Annotated in this window: 21 protein-coding genes; 10 read left to right on the top strand and 11 right to left on the bottom strand. The window is 58.7% G+C overall.

Features of this window, described 5'->3' with window-relative positions; genetic code table 11:
- Positions 1 to 52: 52 nt before the first annotated feature.
- From BK670_RS18290 to BK670_RS18280, 3 genes are all read right to left on the bottom strand, one after another.
- A complete protein-coding gene (locus BK670_RS18290; RefSeq protein WP_123451770.1) occupies positions 53 to 2,608 on the bottom strand; it encodes a LuxR C-terminal-related transcriptional regulator in 2,556 nt (851 codons plus the stop codon).
- 139 nt (positions 2,609 to 2,747) lie between these two features.
- Positions 2,748 to 4,115, bottom strand: coding sequence for a DUF1329 domain-containing protein (locus tag BK670_RS18285; protein ID WP_123451768.1), 1,368 nt, complete (start codon positions 4,113 to 4,115; stop codon positions 2,748 to 2,750).
- Between the two features lie 23 nt (positions 4,116 to 4,138).
- On the bottom strand, positions 4,139 to 5,932 hold the full coding sequence (locus BK670_RS18280) for a DUF1302 domain-containing protein (protein WP_123451766.1): 1,794 nt from the start codon (positions 5,930 to 5,932) through the stop codon (positions 4,139 to 4,141).
- A gap of 669 nt (positions 5,933 to 6,601) precedes the next feature.
- Between BK670_RS18280 and BK670_RS29985 the strand changes: the two genes are divergently transcribed.
- A complete protein-coding gene (locus tag BK670_RS29985) occupies positions 6,602 to 7,225 on the top strand; it encodes a hypothetical protein (protein ID WP_259697576.1) in 624 nt (207 codons plus the stop codon).
- Positions 7,226 to 7,273: 48 nt separating this feature from the next.
- Here BK670_RS29985 and BK670_RS18270 read toward each other — a convergent pair whose 3' ends face one another.
- From BK670_RS18270 to BK670_RS18250, 5 genes are all read right to left on the bottom strand, one after another.
- A complete protein-coding gene (locus BK670_RS18270) occupies positions 7,274 to 8,185 on the bottom strand; it encodes an SDR family oxidoreductase (RefSeq protein WP_123451764.1) in 912 nt (303 codons plus the stop codon).
- 208 nt (positions 8,186 to 8,393) lie between these two features.
- Positions 8,394 to 9,296: an alpha/beta fold hydrolase gene (locus BK670_RS18265; protein ID WP_123451762.1), complete on the bottom strand. Its 903-nt coding sequence runs from the start codon at positions 9,294 to 9,296 to the stop codon at positions 8,394 to 8,396.
- A complete protein-coding gene (locus BK670_RS18260; RefSeq protein ID WP_123451760.1) occupies positions 9,296 to 10,078 on the bottom strand; it encodes a class II aldolase/adducin family protein in 783 nt (260 codons plus the stop codon). Before BK670_RS18260 ends, BK670_RS18265 begins: the two co-directional genes overlap by 1 nt.
- Positions 10,079 to 10,209: 131 nt before the next feature.
- Positions 10,210 to 10,896, bottom strand: coding sequence for an LrgB family protein (locus tag BK670_RS18255; protein WP_123451758.1), 687 nt, complete (start codon positions 10,894 to 10,896; stop codon positions 10,210 to 10,212).
- Complete coding sequence (locus BK670_RS18250) at positions 10,886 to 11,272, bottom strand: CidA/LrgA family protein (RefSeq protein ID WP_123451756.1); 387 nt, start codon at positions 11,270 to 11,272, stop codon at positions 10,886 to 10,888. The genes BK670_RS18255 and BK670_RS18250 overlap by 11 nt, the downstream gene beginning before the upstream one ends.
- Before the next feature lie 95 nt (positions 11,273 to 11,367).
- Between BK670_RS18250 and BK670_RS18245 the strand changes: the two genes are divergently transcribed.
- A complete protein-coding gene (locus tag BK670_RS18245; protein WP_123451754.1) occupies positions 11,368 to 12,255 on the top strand; it encodes a LysR family transcriptional regulator in 888 nt (295 codons plus the stop codon).
- Here the strand turns inward: BK670_RS18245 and BK670_RS18240 are convergent.
- Positions 12,245 to 12,700 carry a flavodoxin gene (locus BK670_RS18240; RefSeq protein WP_123451752.1) on the bottom strand — a complete coding sequence of 152 codons (456 nt, stop codon included), beginning with the start codon at positions 12,698 to 12,700 and terminating at the stop codon, positions 12,245 to 12,247. The two genes, BK670_RS18245 and BK670_RS18240, sit on opposite strands and share 11 nt — an antisense overlap.
- A 153-nt stretch (positions 12,701 to 12,853) precedes the next feature.
- On the opposite strand from BK670_RS18240, the gene BK670_RS18235 reads away from it, so the two are divergent.
- On the top strand, positions 12,854 to 13,330 hold the full coding sequence (locus tag BK670_RS18235; RefSeq protein WP_123451750.1) for a PAS domain-containing protein: 477 nt from the start codon (positions 12,854 to 12,856) through the stop codon (positions 13,328 to 13,330).
- Positions 13,331 to 13,384: 54 nt separating this feature from the next.
- Entirely contained in the window at positions 13,385 to 13,990 is a 606-nt protein-coding gene (locus BK670_RS18230; RefSeq protein ID WP_123451748.1) for a hypothetical protein, read from the top strand.
- A gap of 3 nt (positions 13,991 to 13,993) precedes the next feature.
- Here the strand turns inward: BK670_RS18230 and BK670_RS18225 are convergent, their stop codons facing one another.
- Positions 13,994 to 14,953 carry a MerR family transcriptional regulator gene (locus BK670_RS18225; RefSeq protein ID WP_123451746.1) on the bottom strand — a complete coding sequence of 320 codons (960 nt, stop codon included), beginning with the start codon at positions 14,951 to 14,953 and terminating at the stop codon, positions 13,994 to 13,996.
- A 213-nt stretch (positions 14,954 to 15,166) separates the two neighbouring features.
- On the opposite strand from BK670_RS18225, the gene BK670_RS18220 reads away from it, so the two are divergent.
- The 6 genes from BK670_RS18220 (at position 15,167) to BK670_RS18195 (ending at position 18,261) form a co-directional block, all read left to right on the top strand.
- Positions 15,167 to 15,736, top strand: coding sequence for an antibiotic biosynthesis monooxygenase (locus BK670_RS18220; RefSeq protein ID WP_123451744.1), 570 nt, complete (start codon positions 15,167 to 15,169; stop codon positions 15,734 to 15,736).
- Between the two features lie 134 nt (positions 15,737 to 15,870).
- Positions 15,871 to 16,581 (top strand): dihydromonapterin reductase, encoded by a 711-nt coding sequence (folM, locus tag BK670_RS18215; RefSeq protein WP_123451742.1) that lies wholly within the window; start codon positions 15,871 to 15,873, stop codon positions 16,579 to 16,581.
- Positions 16,582 to 16,601: 20 nt separating this feature from the next.
- A complete protein-coding gene (gene folE, locus BK670_RS18210; RefSeq protein ID WP_221178376.1) occupies positions 16,602 to 17,162 on the top strand; it encodes a GTP cyclohydrolase I FolE in 561 nt (186 codons plus the stop codon).
- Entirely contained in the window at positions 17,163 to 17,534 is a 372-nt protein-coding gene (gene folX / locus BK670_RS18205; RefSeq protein WP_123451738.1) for a dihydroneopterin triphosphate 2'-epimerase, read from the top strand. It abuts the gene before it with no gap.
- A 99-nt stretch (positions 17,535 to 17,633) separates the two neighbouring features.
- Entirely contained in the window at positions 17,634 to 17,930 is a 297-nt protein-coding gene (locus BK670_RS18200) for a DUF1244 domain-containing protein (RefSeq protein ID WP_123451736.1), read from the top strand.
- Positions 17,923 to 18,261, top strand: coding sequence for a HopJ type III effector protein (locus BK670_RS18195; protein ID WP_123451734.1), 339 nt, complete (start codon positions 17,923 to 17,925; stop codon positions 18,259 to 18,261). Before BK670_RS18200 ends, BK670_RS18195 begins: the two co-directional genes overlap by 8 nt.
- Before the next feature lie 186 nt (positions 18,262 to 18,447).
- Here BK670_RS18195 and trxB read toward each other — a convergent pair whose 3' ends face one another.
- Positions 18,448 to 19,410, bottom strand: a complete 963-nt coding sequence (gene trxB / locus BK670_RS18190) for a thioredoxin-disulfide reductase (protein WP_123451732.1) — start codon at positions 19,408 to 19,410, stop codon at positions 18,448 to 18,450.
- Positions 19,411 to 19,709: the final 299 nt, after the last annotated feature.

The following is a 19,709-nucleotide window of genomic DNA, read 5'->3' as shown; positions in this document are numbered from 1 at the left end:
TGCACAACAAAAAGAAATAACAACTCCAACACCTTATAAAACCAGAACTTCACTAACCCAATATACCCATTGCCTTCGCCATTGCTACAGCCTGTGTCCTGCGCTCCACACCCAACTTACCGTTAATTCGTCTGGCATGCGTCTTGACCGTATGTAACGATATAAAAAGTTGATCGGCAACTTGCTGATTGGAAGCACCTTGGGCAATCAAAACAAGCACTTCACGCTCTCGGCGACTAAGGCCTGGCGAAGGGCCGTCGCCCTCAGGTTGCGAAGTCGCCACTGCCATGAGCGACCCTGTAACGACTTCACCACGGCGTAATTGCCATTCCCGCATGGCTTGATGCAACGAACAGCGCTCGGCCAGCATCCGCGCGCGCTGCAAGGCTTGCTGCGCCAGTGCATTGCTGCCCTGCGACTCGGCCAGTTGCGCGACGACCAGCAGTAACTCAGTCTCTATCGTCAGCATGCCCTTGGCCTGGGCCATTTTTAATAATTTTTCTACCGTCAGCAGACCGTTGTCGCATGGATTCAGCTGCGCATTTGCGCAGGCCAGCAGATATTCGATACGGGTAATCAGTTCGAAGGTCGCGGGAGGCGCTTGCAGGGCAGACGGGCCGCGGTAGTGCCGTAACAGCCGGCCTAGCGCCTCTTGCACCAGTTGCGGTCGGCCCTGCTGCAACCAGAACTGGCTGCTGACCTGCAGCACGACACCGCGATAGACCGTATCGGGAATCTGCCGCTGCTGCATGACCCTTTCGGCCTCGCGCAGGCGTTCGAAAGCGCAGGCATAATCGCCTCGATTGCCGGCTAATTGAGCCTGCCCCAGATAGCCATACAAAACCCGTTTGTCTTCACTGCGCGAGCAATCTTCAAGGCCTCGTCTGAACATATCCGCAGCCTGCTCTTCAAGCCCCATGCACAACGCCAACCGTCCTCGTCGCAGGGCAATCCGGCCCAGCAGCGGCGTGGGCACATTGGTCCGCTGGCGCAGCAAGTGCTCAATGTCCACCAGCAGTCGTTCAGCACGCAGGGGTGCCCCTCTCTGCTCAAGCCATTGCGCATGATCAAGCTCAAGCAATCCTTCCAACAACAAGGAGCCATGCGCGCGGGCCAGGCACAGAGCTTCACGGTTGAGGGCATGGGCCTGATTGAGCTCACCGCACAATAACGCCTGCTGCGTCAGTCCCGACAGACACATCAAACGGGCCTGCCAGGCATCGTCAGCCAACGCTGACAACGCCTCCTGAAAGCAGGCGCGCGCCGGCTCCACTTGCCCTCGCAGGTGGCAGAGCCAACCTTGTTGCGCCTGCCAACGTGCCAGCAGTTGCTGCTCCAGGTGTGCTGTCGGCTGCGGCATGAAACGGGCGAGATGGGCCATGCATTGCCCGGCCTGTTCGAATCGGCCAGCGAACAATAAAGCTCCCGTGACCAGCCCGATCAACTGCGGTGTCAACAGAGTCAGCTCCTGGCTCTGTTGCTCATGCAAGCGCAACAGCAGGACGACGGCCTGGTCTTCGAACAAGTCCTCGAAGCTCAAATGCTGCAACAGGCTTACGGCGGTTTCGTACTCCTCGGCCAACAACGCTTGCTCGAACGCTGCTCGCCAATCCTGCGCCGCGGTGAACCACTGACAGGCGCGGCGGTGCCAGGATCGCGCACACGGCCAATGCGACTCCTGCATGATTTGCGACAGCGGGCGGAAGACCTGTAGCCAGTCAGCGGATTCCTGCCATGGCTCGATAAAACAGCCCAGCACTTGCAGATCATGCAGCAGCTGTGCGCCTTCGCCGGGGCCAAACAAATGCTCGCACAACTGCACGTTGAACCGTGGCAGATGAGCCAGAACACGCCATGCCTCATCTTGCTCCGGCGTCAGGTTGCTGAAGAGTTCGTGCTGCAGATAATCGAGCAAGGTGTCGACACGCTGCTGCGGCTGCAGGTTTTGCGACCAGTCGCATTTTTGCAGGAGCGCGATGCGCGCACCCGCGCACCAACCGCCGGTACGCTGGATGATGCGGACGGCGACACGGTCCGCCTGGTCTGGCGGCAAATGGCGCAACACCGATACAACCTCATCCTGAGTCAGCGCCAGGCTGGCGCGCTCGGTTTCATAGAGTTCGTCATCGAGCAACAAACGCGGCCAGTTGCACTGCGGCCGGCGGCGAGTGCTGATCCACCAGGTGAGCGACGGGCTGCTGACCGCCAGCAATCGATCCAGTAAAGCATCCAGAACCGGATCCGGCAGACGACTGTAATCGTCGATAAACAGCGAAGTCGGCCTGGACCAATGTGCCAGCTCCGCCATCAGCTGCGTAACGTCAAGGCCTTCGACCAGCCCGAGCGCTCGAGTCAGATGCAGGCAAAACTCCTTGCGGCAGAGCGCGGCTCCCGCCAGCGGCAGCCAAATCGTCTCGCAGTCTGCACGCACCTGCAGAAGACATTCGGTGAGCAGTACGGTTTTGCCACTGCCAGCGGGCGCGCACAATAGTCTGACCCGCGCGTTCGACGCCAGCAGAGGTGCACTCAAGCGACTGCGAGGCTGATGATGCGAAGAAAGCCTGGGCAAAAATCCGGGGCGATCCAGACACGGCGTCATGGCGGTCATCGGGTAAGCCTTTTTATAGTTGTAGGCTCACCCTAGCCGTCTCCCGCCGGCTTGTTGACAAGTATTCAGCACGCTGATTTATAGCCATAAAAAAGGCGACCGTGCGGTCGCCTTTTGTTCAGTCGATGTATCCGAAACGTTACCGCACCCCCTCGGCGCGCAAGGCCGATGGCGTGTAGTCGGCAGCCTTGGCTTCGAAGCCGAACTCGAAACTGTGCTTCTCTTCGTTCTTCATTCCGAGGGCAATGTATCGACCGGCGATAATGTCGTAGAGCGCTTCGAGGGTGTAGGCCTGCGCCTGGTGATCGTAGTAGTACTGCGCGTGACCTTCGGCGACGCGCCACAGTTGCCCGCGACCGTCGTAATGGTCCGCCAGCGCCACCTGCCAGCTGTCCTCGTCAATGTACATGTGACGCTTGGCGTAGATGTGCCGCTCGCTCGGCTTGACCGTGCCGATCACCTCCCAAACGCGGTGCAGTTCATAGCGGGTCAGATCCTGGTTGATGTGCCCGGCCTTGACGATGTCGTCATATTTCAACTTCGGCGAATCGAGTTTGTAGCTGTTGTAGGGAATGTACATTTCCTTCTTGCCGACCAGTTTCCAGTCGTAGCGATCCGGCGCGCCGGAGAACATGTCGAAGTTGTCCGACGTACGCAAGCCATCAGCGGCGGTGCCCGGGCCGTCATAAGCCACTTGCGGAGCGCGGCGTACACGGCGCTGGCCGGCGTTGTAAATCCACGCCAGACGCGGTTCCTTCACCTGGTCGAGGGTCTCGTGCACCAGCAGCACGTTACCGGCCAGTCGCGCCGGCGCGGTCACCGACTGCTTGAAGAAGGTCAGCACGTTGGCGGCTTTTTCCGGATCGATATCCTTCATCAATTGCGGCACGGCGATCTCTTCTTCGAAGCGGATCGGCGTGTAGCTGCCGTTGGTCTGCGGCGTGACCTGGGTGATGATCCGGCGCAGGTTGCCGCCGTGATATCGGGTGATGTGGTTCCACAACACCTCGACACCATTCTTCGGAATCGGGAAGGCGTAATAGCGATTACCGGTGAAATTGGCCAGGCCGTTGCCGTCGTTGATGCTGGTAACGTTGAGTGCGCTGCGCTTGGCCGACTCGTAGATTTCTGGCGGCACGGCGACGGTGCGGTGGGTCGGGTAGACCGGGATCTTGTAGGTTTCCGGGTAGCGTTTGAACATCGCCACCTGGCCATCGGAAAGCTTGCTCTTGTACTGGTCGACGTTGGCCGCGGTGATGGTGAACAGCGGTTTTTCATTGGCAAACGGGTCGGCGAGGAAGCCTTTGCTGTCCACCGCACCGGCGTTTTTCGGGATGCCGCCGGTCCATGCCGGGATCGAACCGTCAGCGTTACCGGCCTTCTCGGCGCCGAGCGGCGTCAGGCTGGTGCCGAGTTTGTTGGCCTCCTCCGCAGATACCGCGGCCATCACGTTGGCCGCCAGCAGACTCAGGGCCAGCACACCGCATTGCAGAATCATTTTGCGCATTGCTTTCATCCTTCTCGGGCAGATCAGAAGTTCACGCCGAAGCTCAGGGCGACGAAGTCACGGTCTTCGAGGACGTTGTAGTCGCCACCGAAAAAGTCGGTGTAACTGAGGCTCGCGGTGTAGGTGTTGCGGTAGTCGGCATCGACGCCGACGCTGATCGCTTTCGCACCTTCGTTGAACAAACCGTTGGGGCCGTAACCGGCGACGTCGTGCGACCACGACAGGTTTGGCTTGAGGTTGATCCCGCCGATCACGTTGGCGTAATCGAGGATCGCCCGGGCACGGTAGCCCCACGAGGTTGAGGTAACGAAGCCGTCGGTATCGCCGCCGAAACCGTACTGGCCGTACACCGAATCGCGGCCGTAACGCAGCTTGCTGCGAGACTCCAGACCACCGACCCGCACCACCGCTGCTTCACCGACAACGGTCAGGCGTTCGGCGCCCAGGACCTGATCGAAAAAGTGCGTGAGGGTGCTCTGGATTTGCGTGACTTCCTTGCGCCGATAGCCTTTGTTGTCCGCCCCCGGCGTGGTAGCGATCGGCGAAGCGGCACCACCGGCAATCGGGTTAAGCAGCGCCAGTGTCAGGTCGTTGGTGTTGACCTGTACCGGAGCGTTTGGCCGGTAGCTGATCTCGCCGGTCCATGCCGTACCGGTGGGCAGCGTGGTGGAGAAACTCGCGCCGTACAGACGAATGTCTTCCGGGTATTCGAGGTAATACCCACCGCGTCCGAGCATCACGCTCTGGGCCAGGCCGGAACCGCTACCGGGGGCCAGGCCGTTGGCAATACCGACCATGCCCGGCAACGCCGCGAGGGTCGAAAGCCCCGCCGTGGTAGTGCCCACGGTTGGCGTGCGGCTGTGGTAATTCATGAAGTAGAGGCCGTACTCGGTGTCGTCACCGAGCCAGCGCAACGCGGTCCCCCATTGCCCGGAGTCACGCGCATCGCGGTCGCCGCCACGGGGAATCACCACGCCTTCGCGGGTCACTTGAATGCCTTGGCCAAAAGCTGTGGTCAACGGCACCAACGGCGCAATCGCCGGATTACCGACGGTGTACCCGTTGTTGCAACCGTCCGCCGCCACATCGACACCGAAGAAGGTGCCGCAGTTGTCGAGTACGGTCTGGTCCCACTCCAGTTGATAGAAGCCTTCGACGGTCAACTGATCCGTCAGGCCTTGCGAGCCGAACAGCATGTTCACCGGAATCAGGCCTTCCTTGATCTCCGCACCGGGGCGACGAAATGCCGAGACGTCGATCGGGTTGATGCTGTTGATCGAGTTGCCGATGAAGGTACTTTCGCCCCAGCTCACCACTTGTTTGCCGGCGCGTACGGTGCCCGGCAGATCGGCAATGGAATAGTTGTGATAGACGAACGCATCGAGGATCTGCGCGCCGGAGGACTTCGCACCTTCCTTGCGCCCGCTGTCGCTGATTTGCTTGAACTCGCGGTCTTCATCCTTCAACTCGAAGTCGTACCAGTACTTGCCGCGCACGAACACACCGGTGTCGCCGTATTTCAGTTCTAGATCGTGAATGCCTTTGACGATTTTCGAGAAGGTCTCGCCCTTCTTGAAGTTCAGGCGCCCGTCATCACCGGTGGAGGATTGCCCGCTACCACCATTGACCGTGCCGACCAGCGACTTGTCGGCATCGCGCATGCCCCAGCTCGCACCGACCGACAGCGACGAATCGAACGTGCCTTCGATTTCCCCGATGTTGAACGAAACCGCTTGCGCCTGGGCACAGCAACCCAGAGCCACCGCGGCTGCCAGCGCCTGCGGTGTGAAGATGGCGCGCATTGTTTTTGTTGTCATGCGTCTTCCCCGGTGAGTGACAGAAGGCCCCACCCTACTGCCGGGCAACCGCATCGATAAGCGCACCAAGGAGGTATTCGTGTTGTCGCTCGAAAGGATGAATGGCCTTGCGCGACGGGGCTTTGCGCCGCTCATGGATCGGCTGGATGGAGGATCATCAGTGCAGCGCATGGTGCACATCGGATCACGGGACTGTTGCATGCCCCGTAACAGTGCATGTCCGGAATCGGTATTTTTCCTACAGGCTCAAGACCTTATTCTGAACGCGCTTTCACGGGACACGCCGCAAAGCAGGAAGCACTGGCCTTTGAGCGACTCAGGCCATTGCTGACAGATTTCAGATGAATCGAAGACTTCGGTTTATCGCCCCGGTGTTCACTGACGTTGATTTGTAGCTCCTTGATCCAACGTCTTACCTTGGCCGCTGCGTTTGCAGCGGCCTTTTTTATGGGCGCCGTTTTACTCACCTCACCTGCATCAGCGGGAAGATCCCCCCATTGCTGTAGGAAATATCCTTTTGGTCTTTTAATGCCAAGCTATCAAACCGCTTTCCACATTATTCATACAACCAGGCAGGTCATTACTGACGATTGATGCAGATATTTCCGTTCGAAAGCTGATGTAGGTTAATTGCTCCGCAAACCGAAAAATTCGCAGTGAGTAAAACGAATGTTGGAGCAAAGTTTTGTTGAGGGCGCCGAAACAAAAATTGAAGGAAAAGGGTCTACAGCCAACCTCATCATGATCAAGCGTCTTGACGCCATACTGGAGCGCAAGCTCGAGATGACCGATACCGATCGACGGTTCTATGCCTATTCACTTCGAATGATGGAGCGATTCAGAGCGATGGGATTCGCCGACGACTACATTCCCAAAAGTAATCCGTCCCTTTGGAATAGCCTCCATACGGCCACACTTGAAGACTTCAAACTGAGCGACGATGAGTCATTACGCTATACGGAAGAGGCCATCGACGCGGCGAAAAAACAAGAGTTGGAAGCATTTGAATGCGTCAGCAGATCCAAGAGTTCGACGGCCAAACTCGAACAAGCTGTCAGGCAAGAAAATCTCAGAGATTTGTTATCAGTTTTGGCTATCGGTTTGGCATTTCCCTCGATCGACACATTGTTCGGACGTTATCGTTTTGAAGTTATTGCGCGCGGTGAATTGTGGAGAACATACGAGGAATTATTTCGTGAGGGTGTACTGGCTGAGGGTAATGCGGCTGTTGCCATTCCGGGTCCAAACTGGGAAATCCCGGAATTCATGATTGATAAGCGGTACGAGGAGTAACAGAAGGAGCCTCGCCGCATCCAGAACGCAGCGAGGCTCAAACGTTTCTTAAAGCGAATACTTCTGCAAATTCGCCATCATCTCTTTCAACGCCTCAATATTGTCCTTCGGATGCGCCGCGCCTTCGAAATCGCAAATCTGCTGCCAGTGCGCCGCGACATCTTCCGGCGAGAAACCCACCCGCGGATCAAACCCGGCACCGAGGCTGCGTTCCCAGCGCACCTTGCCCATCCAGCCGCCACCGACTTCGAACAGCCCCGACGTTTCCTGGCATTGTTCACTGGCCAGATACACCACAAGCGGGCTGACCAGTTCCGGCTTCAATTGCTCGAACACTTGCGGCGGGATCAGGCCTTCGGTCATGCGCGTGCCGCCAGTCGGCGCAATGGCATTGACGAGGATGTTGTTCTTGCGACCTTCGATGGCCAGCGTGCGGGTCAATCCGTAAAGACCCAGTTTGGCCATGCCATAGTTGGACTGACCGAAGTTGCCGTAGATGCCGGAAGTCGAGGCGGTGAAGATCACTCGGCCGTAGTTTTGCTCACGCATATGTGGCCATGCGGCTCGGGTGACTTTGTAGGCACCTTCGACGTGGACGCGGTAAACCAGATCCCAGTCAGCGTCGTCCATTTTATGGAAGGTCTTGTCGCGCAGGATCCCGGCGTTGTTGACGACGACGTCAACGCGGCCAAAGGCATCGAGGGCGTTCTGCACCAGTTTGTCGCCATCGGTGACCGAGTCGTGGTTGGCTTCGGCAATGCCGCCGGCTTCGCGGATTTCCGCCACCACGCGATCGGCCGCAGAGGCGTTGGCGCCTTCGCCCTGGGTCGAGCCGCCGAGGTCGTTGACCAGCACTTTCGCGCCCTGTCTGGCGAACAACAATGCATGGGCGCGTCCGAGGCCACCACCGGCGCCGGTGACGATTACGACTTTATCTTCGAAACGCACAGACTCATTCATCGCAGCAACTCCAGCAGGCCAGTATTGAGTCCGAGTGTCAGGCACAGGGCTTTGGGTCACAACGAATACGGCTGAGGCTGAATGGTGCGCGATAAGGTTGGGGGATGATGAAGGCGTCAAAAGATCAAAAGATCAAAAGATCGCAGCCTTCGGCAGCTCCCACCTTAAATTTGTGCAGGCGCTGCCGAAGGCTGCGATCTTTTGATTTTCAGGAGCACGCCACCTTGCGCGGCGGCAATACAAACCGGTCACGAAATTCCAGGTAATGCTTGAGCACCTGAACCGGCGCCTCGGTCTGTGGATAGTGGCCGATGCCCGGCAACAACACCGTGTCGGCGTCGGGGATCAATTCACGGTAGCGCTCGACCATGTGCGCCCCGGAAATCGGATCGACTTCACCATCAATCACCCGCAACGGAATTTCGCCACGCTGCATCGCTGTGACCCAGCGATCACGCTGCACCCGGCGTTCGGGAATGTAACTGATCAACTTGTGCATGATCCGTGGCCCGCGATTGCTGTCGACCAGGCTCCAGAAATCGTCCAGTTCGCTTTCGCTTGGCCGGGTTTGCGGGCCGAAGATCTGCCAGAAGCTTTTCACCAGAGCGTCGCGAGTGAACGCACGACCGATCATCCAGCCCAGCGGGCTGAGCAGCAATTTTTGCATCAGCACCGGGCGATGGGTTTCCGGGAACAGTCCACCGTTAAGGAACACACAACTGGCCACCTCGATCTTGTCTTCGTAGTGCCGGGCGAGCAGTTCCTGCGCAACGCTGTCACCGTAATCATGCGCCAGCACATGCACCGGTTGCTCGACCTGCAGATGCGCGAGCAAGGCCTGCTGCAAGTCAGCCTGCTCCAGCAGGCTGTAGGTGTGATTGATCGGCTTGGCCGAATCGCCAAAACCAAGCATGTCGCAGGCGATCACCCGATAACGCTGAGCCAGTGGCTGCCACAGGTAATGCCAATCCCAACTGGCGGTCGGAAAACCGTGAATCAGCAACAACGGCTCACCCTGCCCGGCCGTCCAGTAGCGAATCGGCTGGCCACGAAAGACAAACGTCTGGCTGCGTTTACGCCAGACACACAGAGGAATCTCGGCAAGAGGCATTAGAGTTTATATCCGGGGTCTTGTTTATCGAGTTTGCGCAGCAACGCCGGCCAGGCCAGCGCGCCCCCCATGCCTTGAGCACTTTTGGTGACGCCGGCAATCATCGCTTTGGCGCCCGCAAGGATTTGCGGTTCGATGGCGATGAGTTCAGCACCACCGGTTTGCGCCATGACCTGAATGTCGCAGGCGCGCTGGAAGGTGAACATCATCAGAAATGTGTCGGCGACGGTGCCGCCACAGGTCAGCAAACCGTGGTTGTGCAGCATCAGGAAATTGTTCTCGCCGAGGTCGGCCTGCAAGCGCGCCTTCTCTTCGTGGTTCAGCGCCACGCCTTCGTAGCCGTGATAAGCCAGACTCGATAACACGAACAGCGACTGCTGACTGATCGGCAAAACGCCCTGCTTTTGCGCCGACACCGCTACACCGGAAGCGGTGTGCGTATGCAGCACGCAAACCACATCGTGCCGCCCTTCGTGCACGGCGCTGTGGATGGTGTAGCCGGCGGGGTTGATCTCGTAGGGGCTGTCCATGAGCTTGTTGCCGGCCAGATCGACTTTCACCAGGCTCGAGGCGGTGATCTCGTGGAACATCAGACCGAACGGGTTGATCAGGAAATCTTCGGTGCCCGGCACCTTGGCGGAAATATGGGTGAAGATCAGATCGTCCCAGCCATGCAGCGCGACAAGACGATAACAAGCGGCGAGATCGACACGGGTCTGCCACTCTGCGGCGCTGACCTGGTCTTTGACATTAAGGGACGATTGGACGGGGGCTACGCTCACTGTATGCACCTCTGCGTTCTTATTGTTCTGCACGTACGAGCAGTCTAGTCAGGCGCAGAGCATTGCGTAGTTGCATTGCCAGCCAGCTTGATGACTGAGCGGGTCAGCCATGCAAACTCCTTGGATCCATGTCAAAGCCACGACGCCAACAAAGGCGCGGCAAACAGATTGAGCAACCCGGTCAAGACCATCACCAACCCGGCGACAGAGCCTTCTTCGCCGCCCACTTCATGGGCCCGACTGACACCGGCACCATGCGCGCCAACCCCGAAAAGCGCACCGCGCGCCAAGGCACTGCGCAGCGGCAACCACTTCAACAACACGCCGCCGAGCATCGCCCCGAACACGCCGGTGAACATCACGAATACCGCCGTCAACTCCGGCACGCCGCCGAGGTCCTGCGCCAGCGGCATGGCGAATGGCGTGGTGATCGAGCGTGGCACCAGAGACAGCGTCACCGAGCTGTCGAGCGCCAGTGCCCTGGCCAGCCCGAATGAAGTGCCGATCGACGCTGCACTGCCGGCAACCATGCCCAACAGCAGCGCTGACCAATGCCGCATCAGCAAGCGCCGCTGCTGCCAGATCGGCACAGCAAAAGCGACAGTGACCGGGCCCAGCACCAGCATCAGCCAATGGGTATTGCTGGAATATTCGGCATAAGCCGTGTGCAACGGCACGGCCAGCGCCAACAGCAAGGCCGGCACCAGGATCAGCGGCGACAACACGTAGCGCCCGGTACGCCGATAAATCCAGCGGCTGAACAGGTACGCCAACAGCGTGAAGGCCAGCCAGAACATCGGCATCCATTCAAGCTTCATGGGAACGCCTCATGCGTACGGCGAGCTCTACGGTGAAAGCCGTCACCAGCATCACCATCAATGTACTGGCGGCGATCACCAGCAGGATTCGCCAGCCGTCGTGGCGCAACAGCGCGCCGTAGTCGAGCAGACTCATCAGCGCCGGTATGAAGAACAACAACATTTCGGCCATCAGCAAGCCCGCGCCCAATTGCAGGGCTGCGGGTTTTATCCAGCCAAAGGCAAAGGCCAGCAGCAACAGCGCCATGCCGATCACACCACCGGGAATCGGCCACGCCAGCCAGGCCGCGAGTTGGCAGCCGAGCAGGTAGAGGCCGAGCAATACAGCGAGTTCGGCGAGAAGACGAGACAGATGCTTGAAGGGGACGGTGTTCATGATTGTGCTCCAGACAGGCGCTTATTTTACAAAGCGCGCTGCCATCCCCGAAACGAATTGTTAGACTCAATACCATTCCAAAATGGAATCAGGCGATGGAATTCAAACAGCTGCGCAGTTTTGTCGAAGTCATGCATCAGGGCGGCTTCACTCAAGCCGCAAAAACCCTGCACATCAGCCAGTCAGCGGTGAGCAAACAGATCGCACAACTGGAGCAGAGCCTCGGCACGCCCTTGCTTGAACGGCTCGGTTCGCAATTGCGCCTGACCGCCGCTGGCAGCGTGGTGCTGCAACGGGCCGAGGGCATGTTGCGTTTGCGCAACGAACTGCTCGCGGAACTGGACGATCTCAGTCATATGGCGCGTGGAGAACTGCGCCTCGGCCTGCCGCTGCTCGGCAGTGACGCGCTGTTCGCCGGGCTGTTTGCCGAATACCGGCGACGCTATCCGAATATCAGCATCCAATTGCTCGAGGGCGGCAGCCGCAACATCGAGCAAGCCGTGCTGAGCGGTGAACTGGAATTGGGTGGCAGTCTGCTGCCGAAGGATCCGCAATTCGACTGCCAGCCGTTTTGCGATGAGAAACTCGACGCCCTGCTGCCGGTGAATCATCCGCTGGCCGATCGGGGTGAAATCGGTCTGGAAGAATTGGCCGAGACGCCATTCCTGCTCTATCAGCGCAGTTTCGTGCTCAACGACCGCTTGCTGCAGGCGTGTCAACAACTGGGCTTCACGCCAAAGGAAGGCGGACGCAGCGGTCAGGCAGATTTTCTCGCGGCGCTGGTGGCCGCCGGGCAAGGCGTGGTGCTGTTGCCCAGCGTGGTCGCACGCGGGCTGGTGCGGCCAGGTGTGGTACGCCTGGCCTTGCGCGCGCCGGATTATCTACGCTGGGATATCGCCTTCATCTGGCGCCGGGGCGCGTATCTGTCGAAGGCTGCACAGGCGTGGCTGAGCTTGTTGCGCGAGCGCGCGGTCAGCCCTTGAGCGCGCCGATCAACTGCGCCAGCCAAGGCTCGGCGTCGGTTTCCGGGGTGACGCTTTCGCTGGCGTCGATACGCAGCATCTCTTGCACTTCACGCACGCCCAACTCGCCGAACAGTTCACGCATTTGCTCGCCACCGCCGCAGAAGGTGTCGCCATAACTGGCGTCGCCCAAGGCAATCACCGCGCCCGGCAAGCCGAGCAGTGCGGCGGGCAACTGGTCGCGAATCGCTGAGTACAGCGGTTGCAGGTTGTCGGGCAACTCGCCCATGCCAGTGGTCGAGGTCACCGCAAGCAATGCTTCAGGGCCGAACGCCTGGATGTCGGCTAGGCTGGCGCGGGAGTTGTGGAAGGTTTCAAAGCCAGCGTCTTTCAACAGGTTCTGGGCATGGCGGGCGACTTCTTCGGCGGTGCCGTAGACCGAACCGGAGAGGATGGCGACTTTCATCAATCTGATCCTGAAACTGGAAAAAAGAGCGCCGATAGTAACAGCCTCAAGCGCAAAGCTGCGACTGGATCTCAATTGGCGGGAATGGCCAGTAGACAGCACCTACGGTTCTTCTAGAATGCCTGCCACTGACAACTCTGAAAGGATTCAAAGATGATCAACGCCAGCCTGCTGCAAATGGTGATCAACGCGTCGAACGACGGGATCGTAGTCGCCGAGAAAGAAGGTGAGCAGGACAATATCCTGATTTATGTGAACCCGGCGTTCGAGCGACTGACCGGCTACACCAGCGAAGAAATCCTCTATCAGGACTGCCGCTTTCTGCAGTCTGGAGACCGCGATCAGGAAAGCCTGAAGCTGATTCGCGAGACGCTGGATAACGGCGGATCGTGCCGGGAAATCCTGCGCAATTATCGCAAGGACGGTACGCCATTCTGGAATGAACTGTCGCTTTCAACGGTGAAAAACGCCGATGACGGGCAGACGTATTTTGTTGGCGTGCAGAAAGACGTCACTGTTCAGGTCAAGGCTCAACAGCGCGTGGCGCAACTGGAAGCCCAGGTCGCTGCCCTCGGAGCAGAACTGGCTGCATTGAAAGCGACAAACGGTCAAAACAAAATCGCGAACTAAGTGTCATTAACTACAATCACCAATGACTTTGTCACTATATCTTTAGAGTTAGCCATGCAGCGCGACGCCCTCCTCACTCAGGATGAGCTGGATTTCATCCAGACCATGCAGCACAACCCGCAACTGAACGTGCGGGATGCGACGTCGAGTCTGCTGGTTAACGGCGGTTCGCAGATCCGTGATTTGCTCACTCGCCTGGCCGCTCACGAGCAAGTGACCATTCAGGCCAACTTCGAAAATCAGCAGATGACCTTCCCGTTGCATCTGGTGGAAGACGAGTTTCACGCGCTGCATCTGCGTCTCGGTGTACCGAGTATTTATGAAGACGGCCCGATGGTGCGGCCATGGCGGTTGACTCTCGAAGAGCCGGTTGCCCTGGAAAATGCCAAGGGTCAGCCGGGCACGTTGTGGGTCCACGAGGTATCGCACAAAGGTGTGCTGCTGGAAGTGCGCAACAAGACCAAGCCGCCCAAGCATTTCGCGCTGTGGTTCAGCCCTTCGGGTTATGAGCGGATTTCATTGCGGGGCAATTTCGAACGGGAAACCGAGAGCGGTTTCTATGCTTACGAACTGAGCCAGACAGACTCCGACGAAACCGAGCGCCTGCGCCAGTTCATCCTGCAGCAACATCGCCTGACGCATCCAGCCCTTCATACCTGAGTTTCAGGTATCCAGCTTCCCCGCGAGAAACTGCAACATGCGCTGGCGCATGTTCACCCCTTCATTGCCCAGGCACGCAACTGAGGATCCGGCCAGGCTGTCCTGCGCCAGATCTGAAGCATCGCCTGCCAGCATCACCTGACAATCGAGACTCAATGCCAACCGGTTCAGACGCCGAGGCAATTCGGCGCAGGGCGCATGGTTGGAAAACAGGACGAGTGCATCAGGTTCGATCTTTTCGCACACCAGCGTCAGTTCATCGAACGGCTGGTCGGGGGTCAGCACTCGCACACCGCAATGGCTATCAGTGAGAAACAGCGCCGCCACCAGCAGCTCCAGCTCTCGACATTGCCCGGCCAGCGCGCTGACGATCACACGGTGCGGCTGGGTGCCACGCAGCATGACAATCCGCTGCAACACCCGCACCCGCAGGAACCCGTCGAAGAAAAGCCACTCGCTGGTTTGTCCGAACGCGTCCTGGCGCTGCAACATCTGCAGCCACAACGGCATCAGAATGTCCTGAAATACCACGGACAATGCGTAGGAAGAAAAAATCTGCCCATAGACGCGATCCAGTTGCTGGTCGTCGAACGCACTGACCGCCTGCTGGATCTGCTCCTGCCATTGCAGGTAATCAGCCTGCACCAAGTCATCCGGGATGAAGTGCGCCAATACTTTCTTCGGCTCGGTCTTGGCGAGGATCTTGCCGACCTTGCTCACGGCGACACCGCGATCAATCCAGTCGACGATGCTGCGCACGCGCTCGATATCGGTCATCGAATAGAGCCGATGCCCGCTTTCGGTGCGTGTCGGCTGAATCAAACCGTAGCGCCGTTCCCACGCGCGCAAGGTCACCGGGTTTACACCCGTCAGGCGTGCGACCTCACGAATCGGGAACAAATCGGCCCGTTCGAGCGAAACAAAGGCCTGAGTTGCAGGGTTCGCGTCCGTGATCACAGGCATATAGCGTTCAACTTCAATGTCGGTTCAATTGGATCCCATTCTACCGCTTATGCCCCGTTGGATTTCAAGTGATGAAGGGCGACGAAAGTCGCTGGCTTATTGACGAAAAAACGGAATAATCCTTGCTTGTTGAAAAACGCAGACCTCTACCCCGGTCCTGCGTCAGGCGAAACTCCTACCCGGAGCGACGCAATCGAAATACGGAGATACATAATGTCTACTTCCCCCGTCACGCTGATGGTTGCGCGTCGCGTCGCCGATGGCCGCTATCAAGATTTAATCGCCTGGCTGCGCGAAGGCGAACAACTGGCCACTGATTTCCCCGGTTACCTGGGCTCTGGCGTACTCGCTCCGCCGCCCGGCGATAACGAGTTCCAGATCATCTTCCGTTTTGTCGATGAGCAAACGTTGCATGCTTGGGAGCATTCAGCATCACCCACCGCGTGGTTGAGCCGTGGCAGCGATCTCTTTGCGCACCCTAAAGAACATCGTGTCAGCGGTATCGAAGGCTGGTTCGGCGCTGCCGGCCAACGTCCTCCGCGCTGGAAACAGGCCGTCGCGATCTGGCTGGCGTTCTTTCCGGTGTCGCTGCTGTTCAACTTCGTTCTTGGGCCGTTGCTCGCAGACATGAGCCTGTTGCCGCGTATTTTGATCAGCACCGCGTGCCTGACGCCGTTGATGGTTTATTTCTTTATCCCGCTCTCAACCCGATGGCTGGCGAACTGGCTGAACAGCACGCCGACGCGCCCTTTGCCGGTGACACCTTCTGCACAAAATCACTAAAAGATCGCAGCCTCGTTGCACTCGACAGCTTCTACAGGACTGAATACAGGCCAAGGTAGGAGCTGCCGCAGGCTGCGATCTTTTCAGGCTCTTCGCTGTTATAGTTTTTGCTCCCACCGCGATGCGAGCCGTTCATGCCTGATTCCTCAGCCCCGATCCTCATTACCGGTGCCGGCCAGCGTGTCGGTCTGCATTGTGCGCAGCGCTTGCTCGAGGACGGCTATCGCGTCATCTTCACCTACCGCAGCGAACGCCCCGGCGTACAGACGCTGCGCAATCTGGGCGCCATCGGCCTGTTCGCAGACTTTTCCAGCGAAGCCGGGATTCTCGCCTTCATCAGCGATCTGAAAACCCACACCGACAGCCTGCGTGCCATCGTGCACAACGCCTCCGAGTGGCTGGCCGAAGCCCCGGGCAGCGAAGCCGAAGCGTTCACGCGCATGTTCAATCTGCACATGCTTGCGCCGTATCTGATCAACTTGCATTGCGGCGAATTACTGCAACGCTCAACGCCTGCCGACATCATCCACATCAGCGACGATGTCACGCGCAAAGGCAGCAGCAAGCACATCGGCTATTGCGCCAGCAAAGCCGGGCTCGACAGCCTGACCCTGTCCTTCGCCGCCCGCTATGCGCCAACCATCAAGGTCAACGGCATCGCCCCGGCCCTGCTATTGTTCAATCCCGACGACGACGCGGCGTACCGCGCCAAGGCCCTGGCCAAATCCGCGCTGGGCATCGAGCCCGGCAGCGAAGTGATCTATCAGAGCCTGCGTTATCTGCTCGACAATCCCTATGTCACCGGTACGACCCTGACCGTCAACGGCGGACGGCACGTCAAATAAGCCGACTCGCGAGGATGTCCATGACCCGTTCACTGCCCGAGAATTACCGCGAAATCCTCATCGGCCTCGGTGAAGACCCCGACCGCGAAGGGTTGCTCGACACCCCGGTGCGCGCCGCAAAGGCCATGCAATACCTGTGTCACGGGTATGAACAGAGCGTTGAAGAAATCGTCAACGGCGCGTTGTTTGCCTCGGACAGCGACGAGATGATCATCGTCGCCGACATCGAGTTGTACTCTTTGTGCGAACATCACCTGCTGCCCTTCATCGGCAAGGCCCATGTGGCTTATATTCCGACGGGCAAGGTGTTGGGTCTGTCGAAAATCGCGCGACTGGTCGACATGTTCGCCCGGCGCCTGCAAATCCAGGAAAACCTCACCCGGCAAATCGCCGATGCAGTGCAACAGGTCACCGATGCCGCCGGCGTCGCCGTGGTCATCGAGGCCAGACACATGTGCATGATGATGCGCGGTGTCGAGAAACAGAATTCGACCATGAACACTTCGGTCATGCTCGGCGCGTTCCGCGAGTCGAGCAACACCCGCCAGGAGTTCCTGCAATTGATTGGACGGAGCAAGTAAATGCCACAACTTCAGCCGGGAATGGCGCGCATCCGGGTCAAGGATCTGCGCTTGCGCACCTTTATCGGGATCAACGAGGACGAAATCCTCAACAAGCAGGATGTGCTGATCAACCTGACCATTCTGTATGCCGCGCAGGAAGCGGTGCGTGACAACGACATCGACCACGCACTGAATTACCGCACGATCACCAAGGCCATCATCGCCCACGTCGAGGGCAACCGCTTTGCGCTACTCGAACGCCTGACTCAGGAATTGCTCGATCTGGTGATGAGCAATAATTCGGTGCTGTATGCCGAAGTCGAAGTCGACAAGCCGCACGCGCTGCGTTTTGCCGAATCAGTGTCAATCACGCTCGCGGCTAGCCGCTGAGCTTCAAGCTTTGAGCTGCAAGCGGTAAGCTAACGGCCGCCCCCGATCCAATCTTGCAGCTTGAAGCTTGCCGCTTGAAGCTGTCTCGCAGAGACTCCCATGAACGAGCAACAACGCCTCGAACTCGAAGCCGCCGCCTTCCGCCGGCTGGTCGCCCACCTGGACAGCCGCAAGGACGTGCAGAACATCGACCTGATGAACCTCGCCGGCTTCTGCCGCAACTGCCTGTCGAAGTGGTACAAGGCCGAAGCCGACGAGCGCCAGATCGAGGTCAGCCTCGATGACGCCCGCGAAGTGGTTTACGGCATGCCGTACGCCGAGTGGAAAGCCCAATTTCAGCAAGAAGCCAACGCTGAACAACAAGCAGCGTTCGCCAAAGGAAAACCCCATGAGTGATCTGAACACCCTGCGCGCCAGCCTGAAGAGCGGCGAACACGCATTCGCTGACACCCTGGCGTTCATCGCCGACGGTTACGACTACCAGCCGCAGGCCTTCAACAACGGCGGCGTTGAAAACGCCGCCGGGCAGAACGAAGGCTCGTGCAAAACCCTGGGTCTGGCACTGCTGGAAGGCCTGAGCGATGAAGAAGCGCTGTTGGCGTTCGGTGAGCATTATCGCTCCGTAGTGGCGACGCCTGAAGGCAGCGACCACGGCAATATTCGAGCGCTGATCAAGCATGGTCTGGCCGGGGTGAAGTTCGAAACACAGCCCCTGACCCGCCGCTGATAGCAGATCCAACACTTTCCCCTGTGGGAGCGAGCTTGCTCGCGAATAAGCACTGACACTCAACACTGATGTCGACTGAAACACCGCTTTCGCGAGCAGGCTCGCTCCCACATTTGATTTGTGGAGGCTGTGAATAACGGGCACAAAAAAACCGGCCGATCGGCCGGTTTTTTTATGTCTGCGATCTTAGAACGAAGCGTTCTGCAGACCATCCAGGTAACGCTCGGTGTCCAGTGCGGCCATGCAGCCGGCGCCGGCCGAAGTGATGGCCTGACGGTAAACGTGGTCAGCTACGTCACCGGCAGCAAAGATGCCTTCGACATTGGTCGCGGTGGCATTGCCTTCACGGCCGCCTTGCACCACCAGATAGCCGTCCTTCAACTCCAACTGGCCTTCGAACAACGAGGTGTTCGGGGTGTGGCCGATGGCGATGAACACGCCGTCGACTTTGATTTCGTCGAAGCTGCCGTCGTTGTTCTTCAGACGCGCGCCGGTCACGCCCATGTTGTCGCCCAGCACTTCGTCGAGGTTGGCGTTCAACTTGAGGATGATCTTGCCTTCGGCCACACGGGCGTTGAGCTTGTCGATCAGGATCTTCTCGGCGCGGAAGGTTTCGCGACGGTGGATCAAGGTCACGGTGCTGGCGATGTTGGCCAGGTACAGCGCCTCTTCAACAGCGGTGTTGCCGCCGCCAACCACTGCAACAGGCTTGTTGCGGTAGAAGAAGCCGTCGCAGGTGGCGCAGGCGGAAACGCCTTTGCCCATGAACGCTTCCTCCGACGGCAGGCCCAGGTAACGGGCGCTGGCGCCAGTGGCGATGATCAGGGCGTCACAGGTGTAGGTCGCGCTATCGCCAGTCAAGGAGTACGGTTTGGAAGCGAAGTCCACAGCGTTGATGTGATCGAAGACAATCTCGGTTTCAAAACGCTCGGCGTGCTCGCGCATACGCTCCATCAGTACCGGGCCAGTCAGACCATGAACGTCGCCCGGCCAGTTGTCGACTTCGGTGGTGGTGGTCAGTTGACCGCCAGCCTGCATGCCAGTGATCAGCAGTGGCTTGAGGTTGGCGCGGGCTGCGTATACCGCAGCGCTGTAACCGGCAGGGCCGGAACCGAGAATAATCACTCGCGAATGACGGACTTCAGACATGACCTGCTCCTGTTGACCGGGCCGAAAAACGGGCGCGGATCGCCGGACTGCCGGCGGGAATAAAAAAGGACCGTGGAAAACCTTGGGGAAGGCTTGAGCTCGACAGTCCTGTAAAAAGTTGGGTGCAGCGTATCGAGGGGGGCAAGATTAAGGAAATACGGTTTAACAATCCAGCTCATAGGTGGTCTCTATGCCGACACACTGACGAGATGGACGTCTTTGTTACAGTGCATGTCGATCACTCTGCCGCGCTTTCACCACTGGTGCAAAGCCGGTAAGGTCGGCGCGTTTTCCCTTGC

It is taken from the genome of Pseudomonas fluorescens (assembly GCF_003732425.1).
GTDB classification, from domain to species: domain Bacteria; phylum Pseudomonadota; class Gammaproteobacteria; order Pseudomonadales; family Pseudomonadaceae; genus Aquipseudomonas; species Aquipseudomonas fluorescens_BE.
This window is presented reverse-complemented; position numbering and strand designations above follow the sequence as displayed.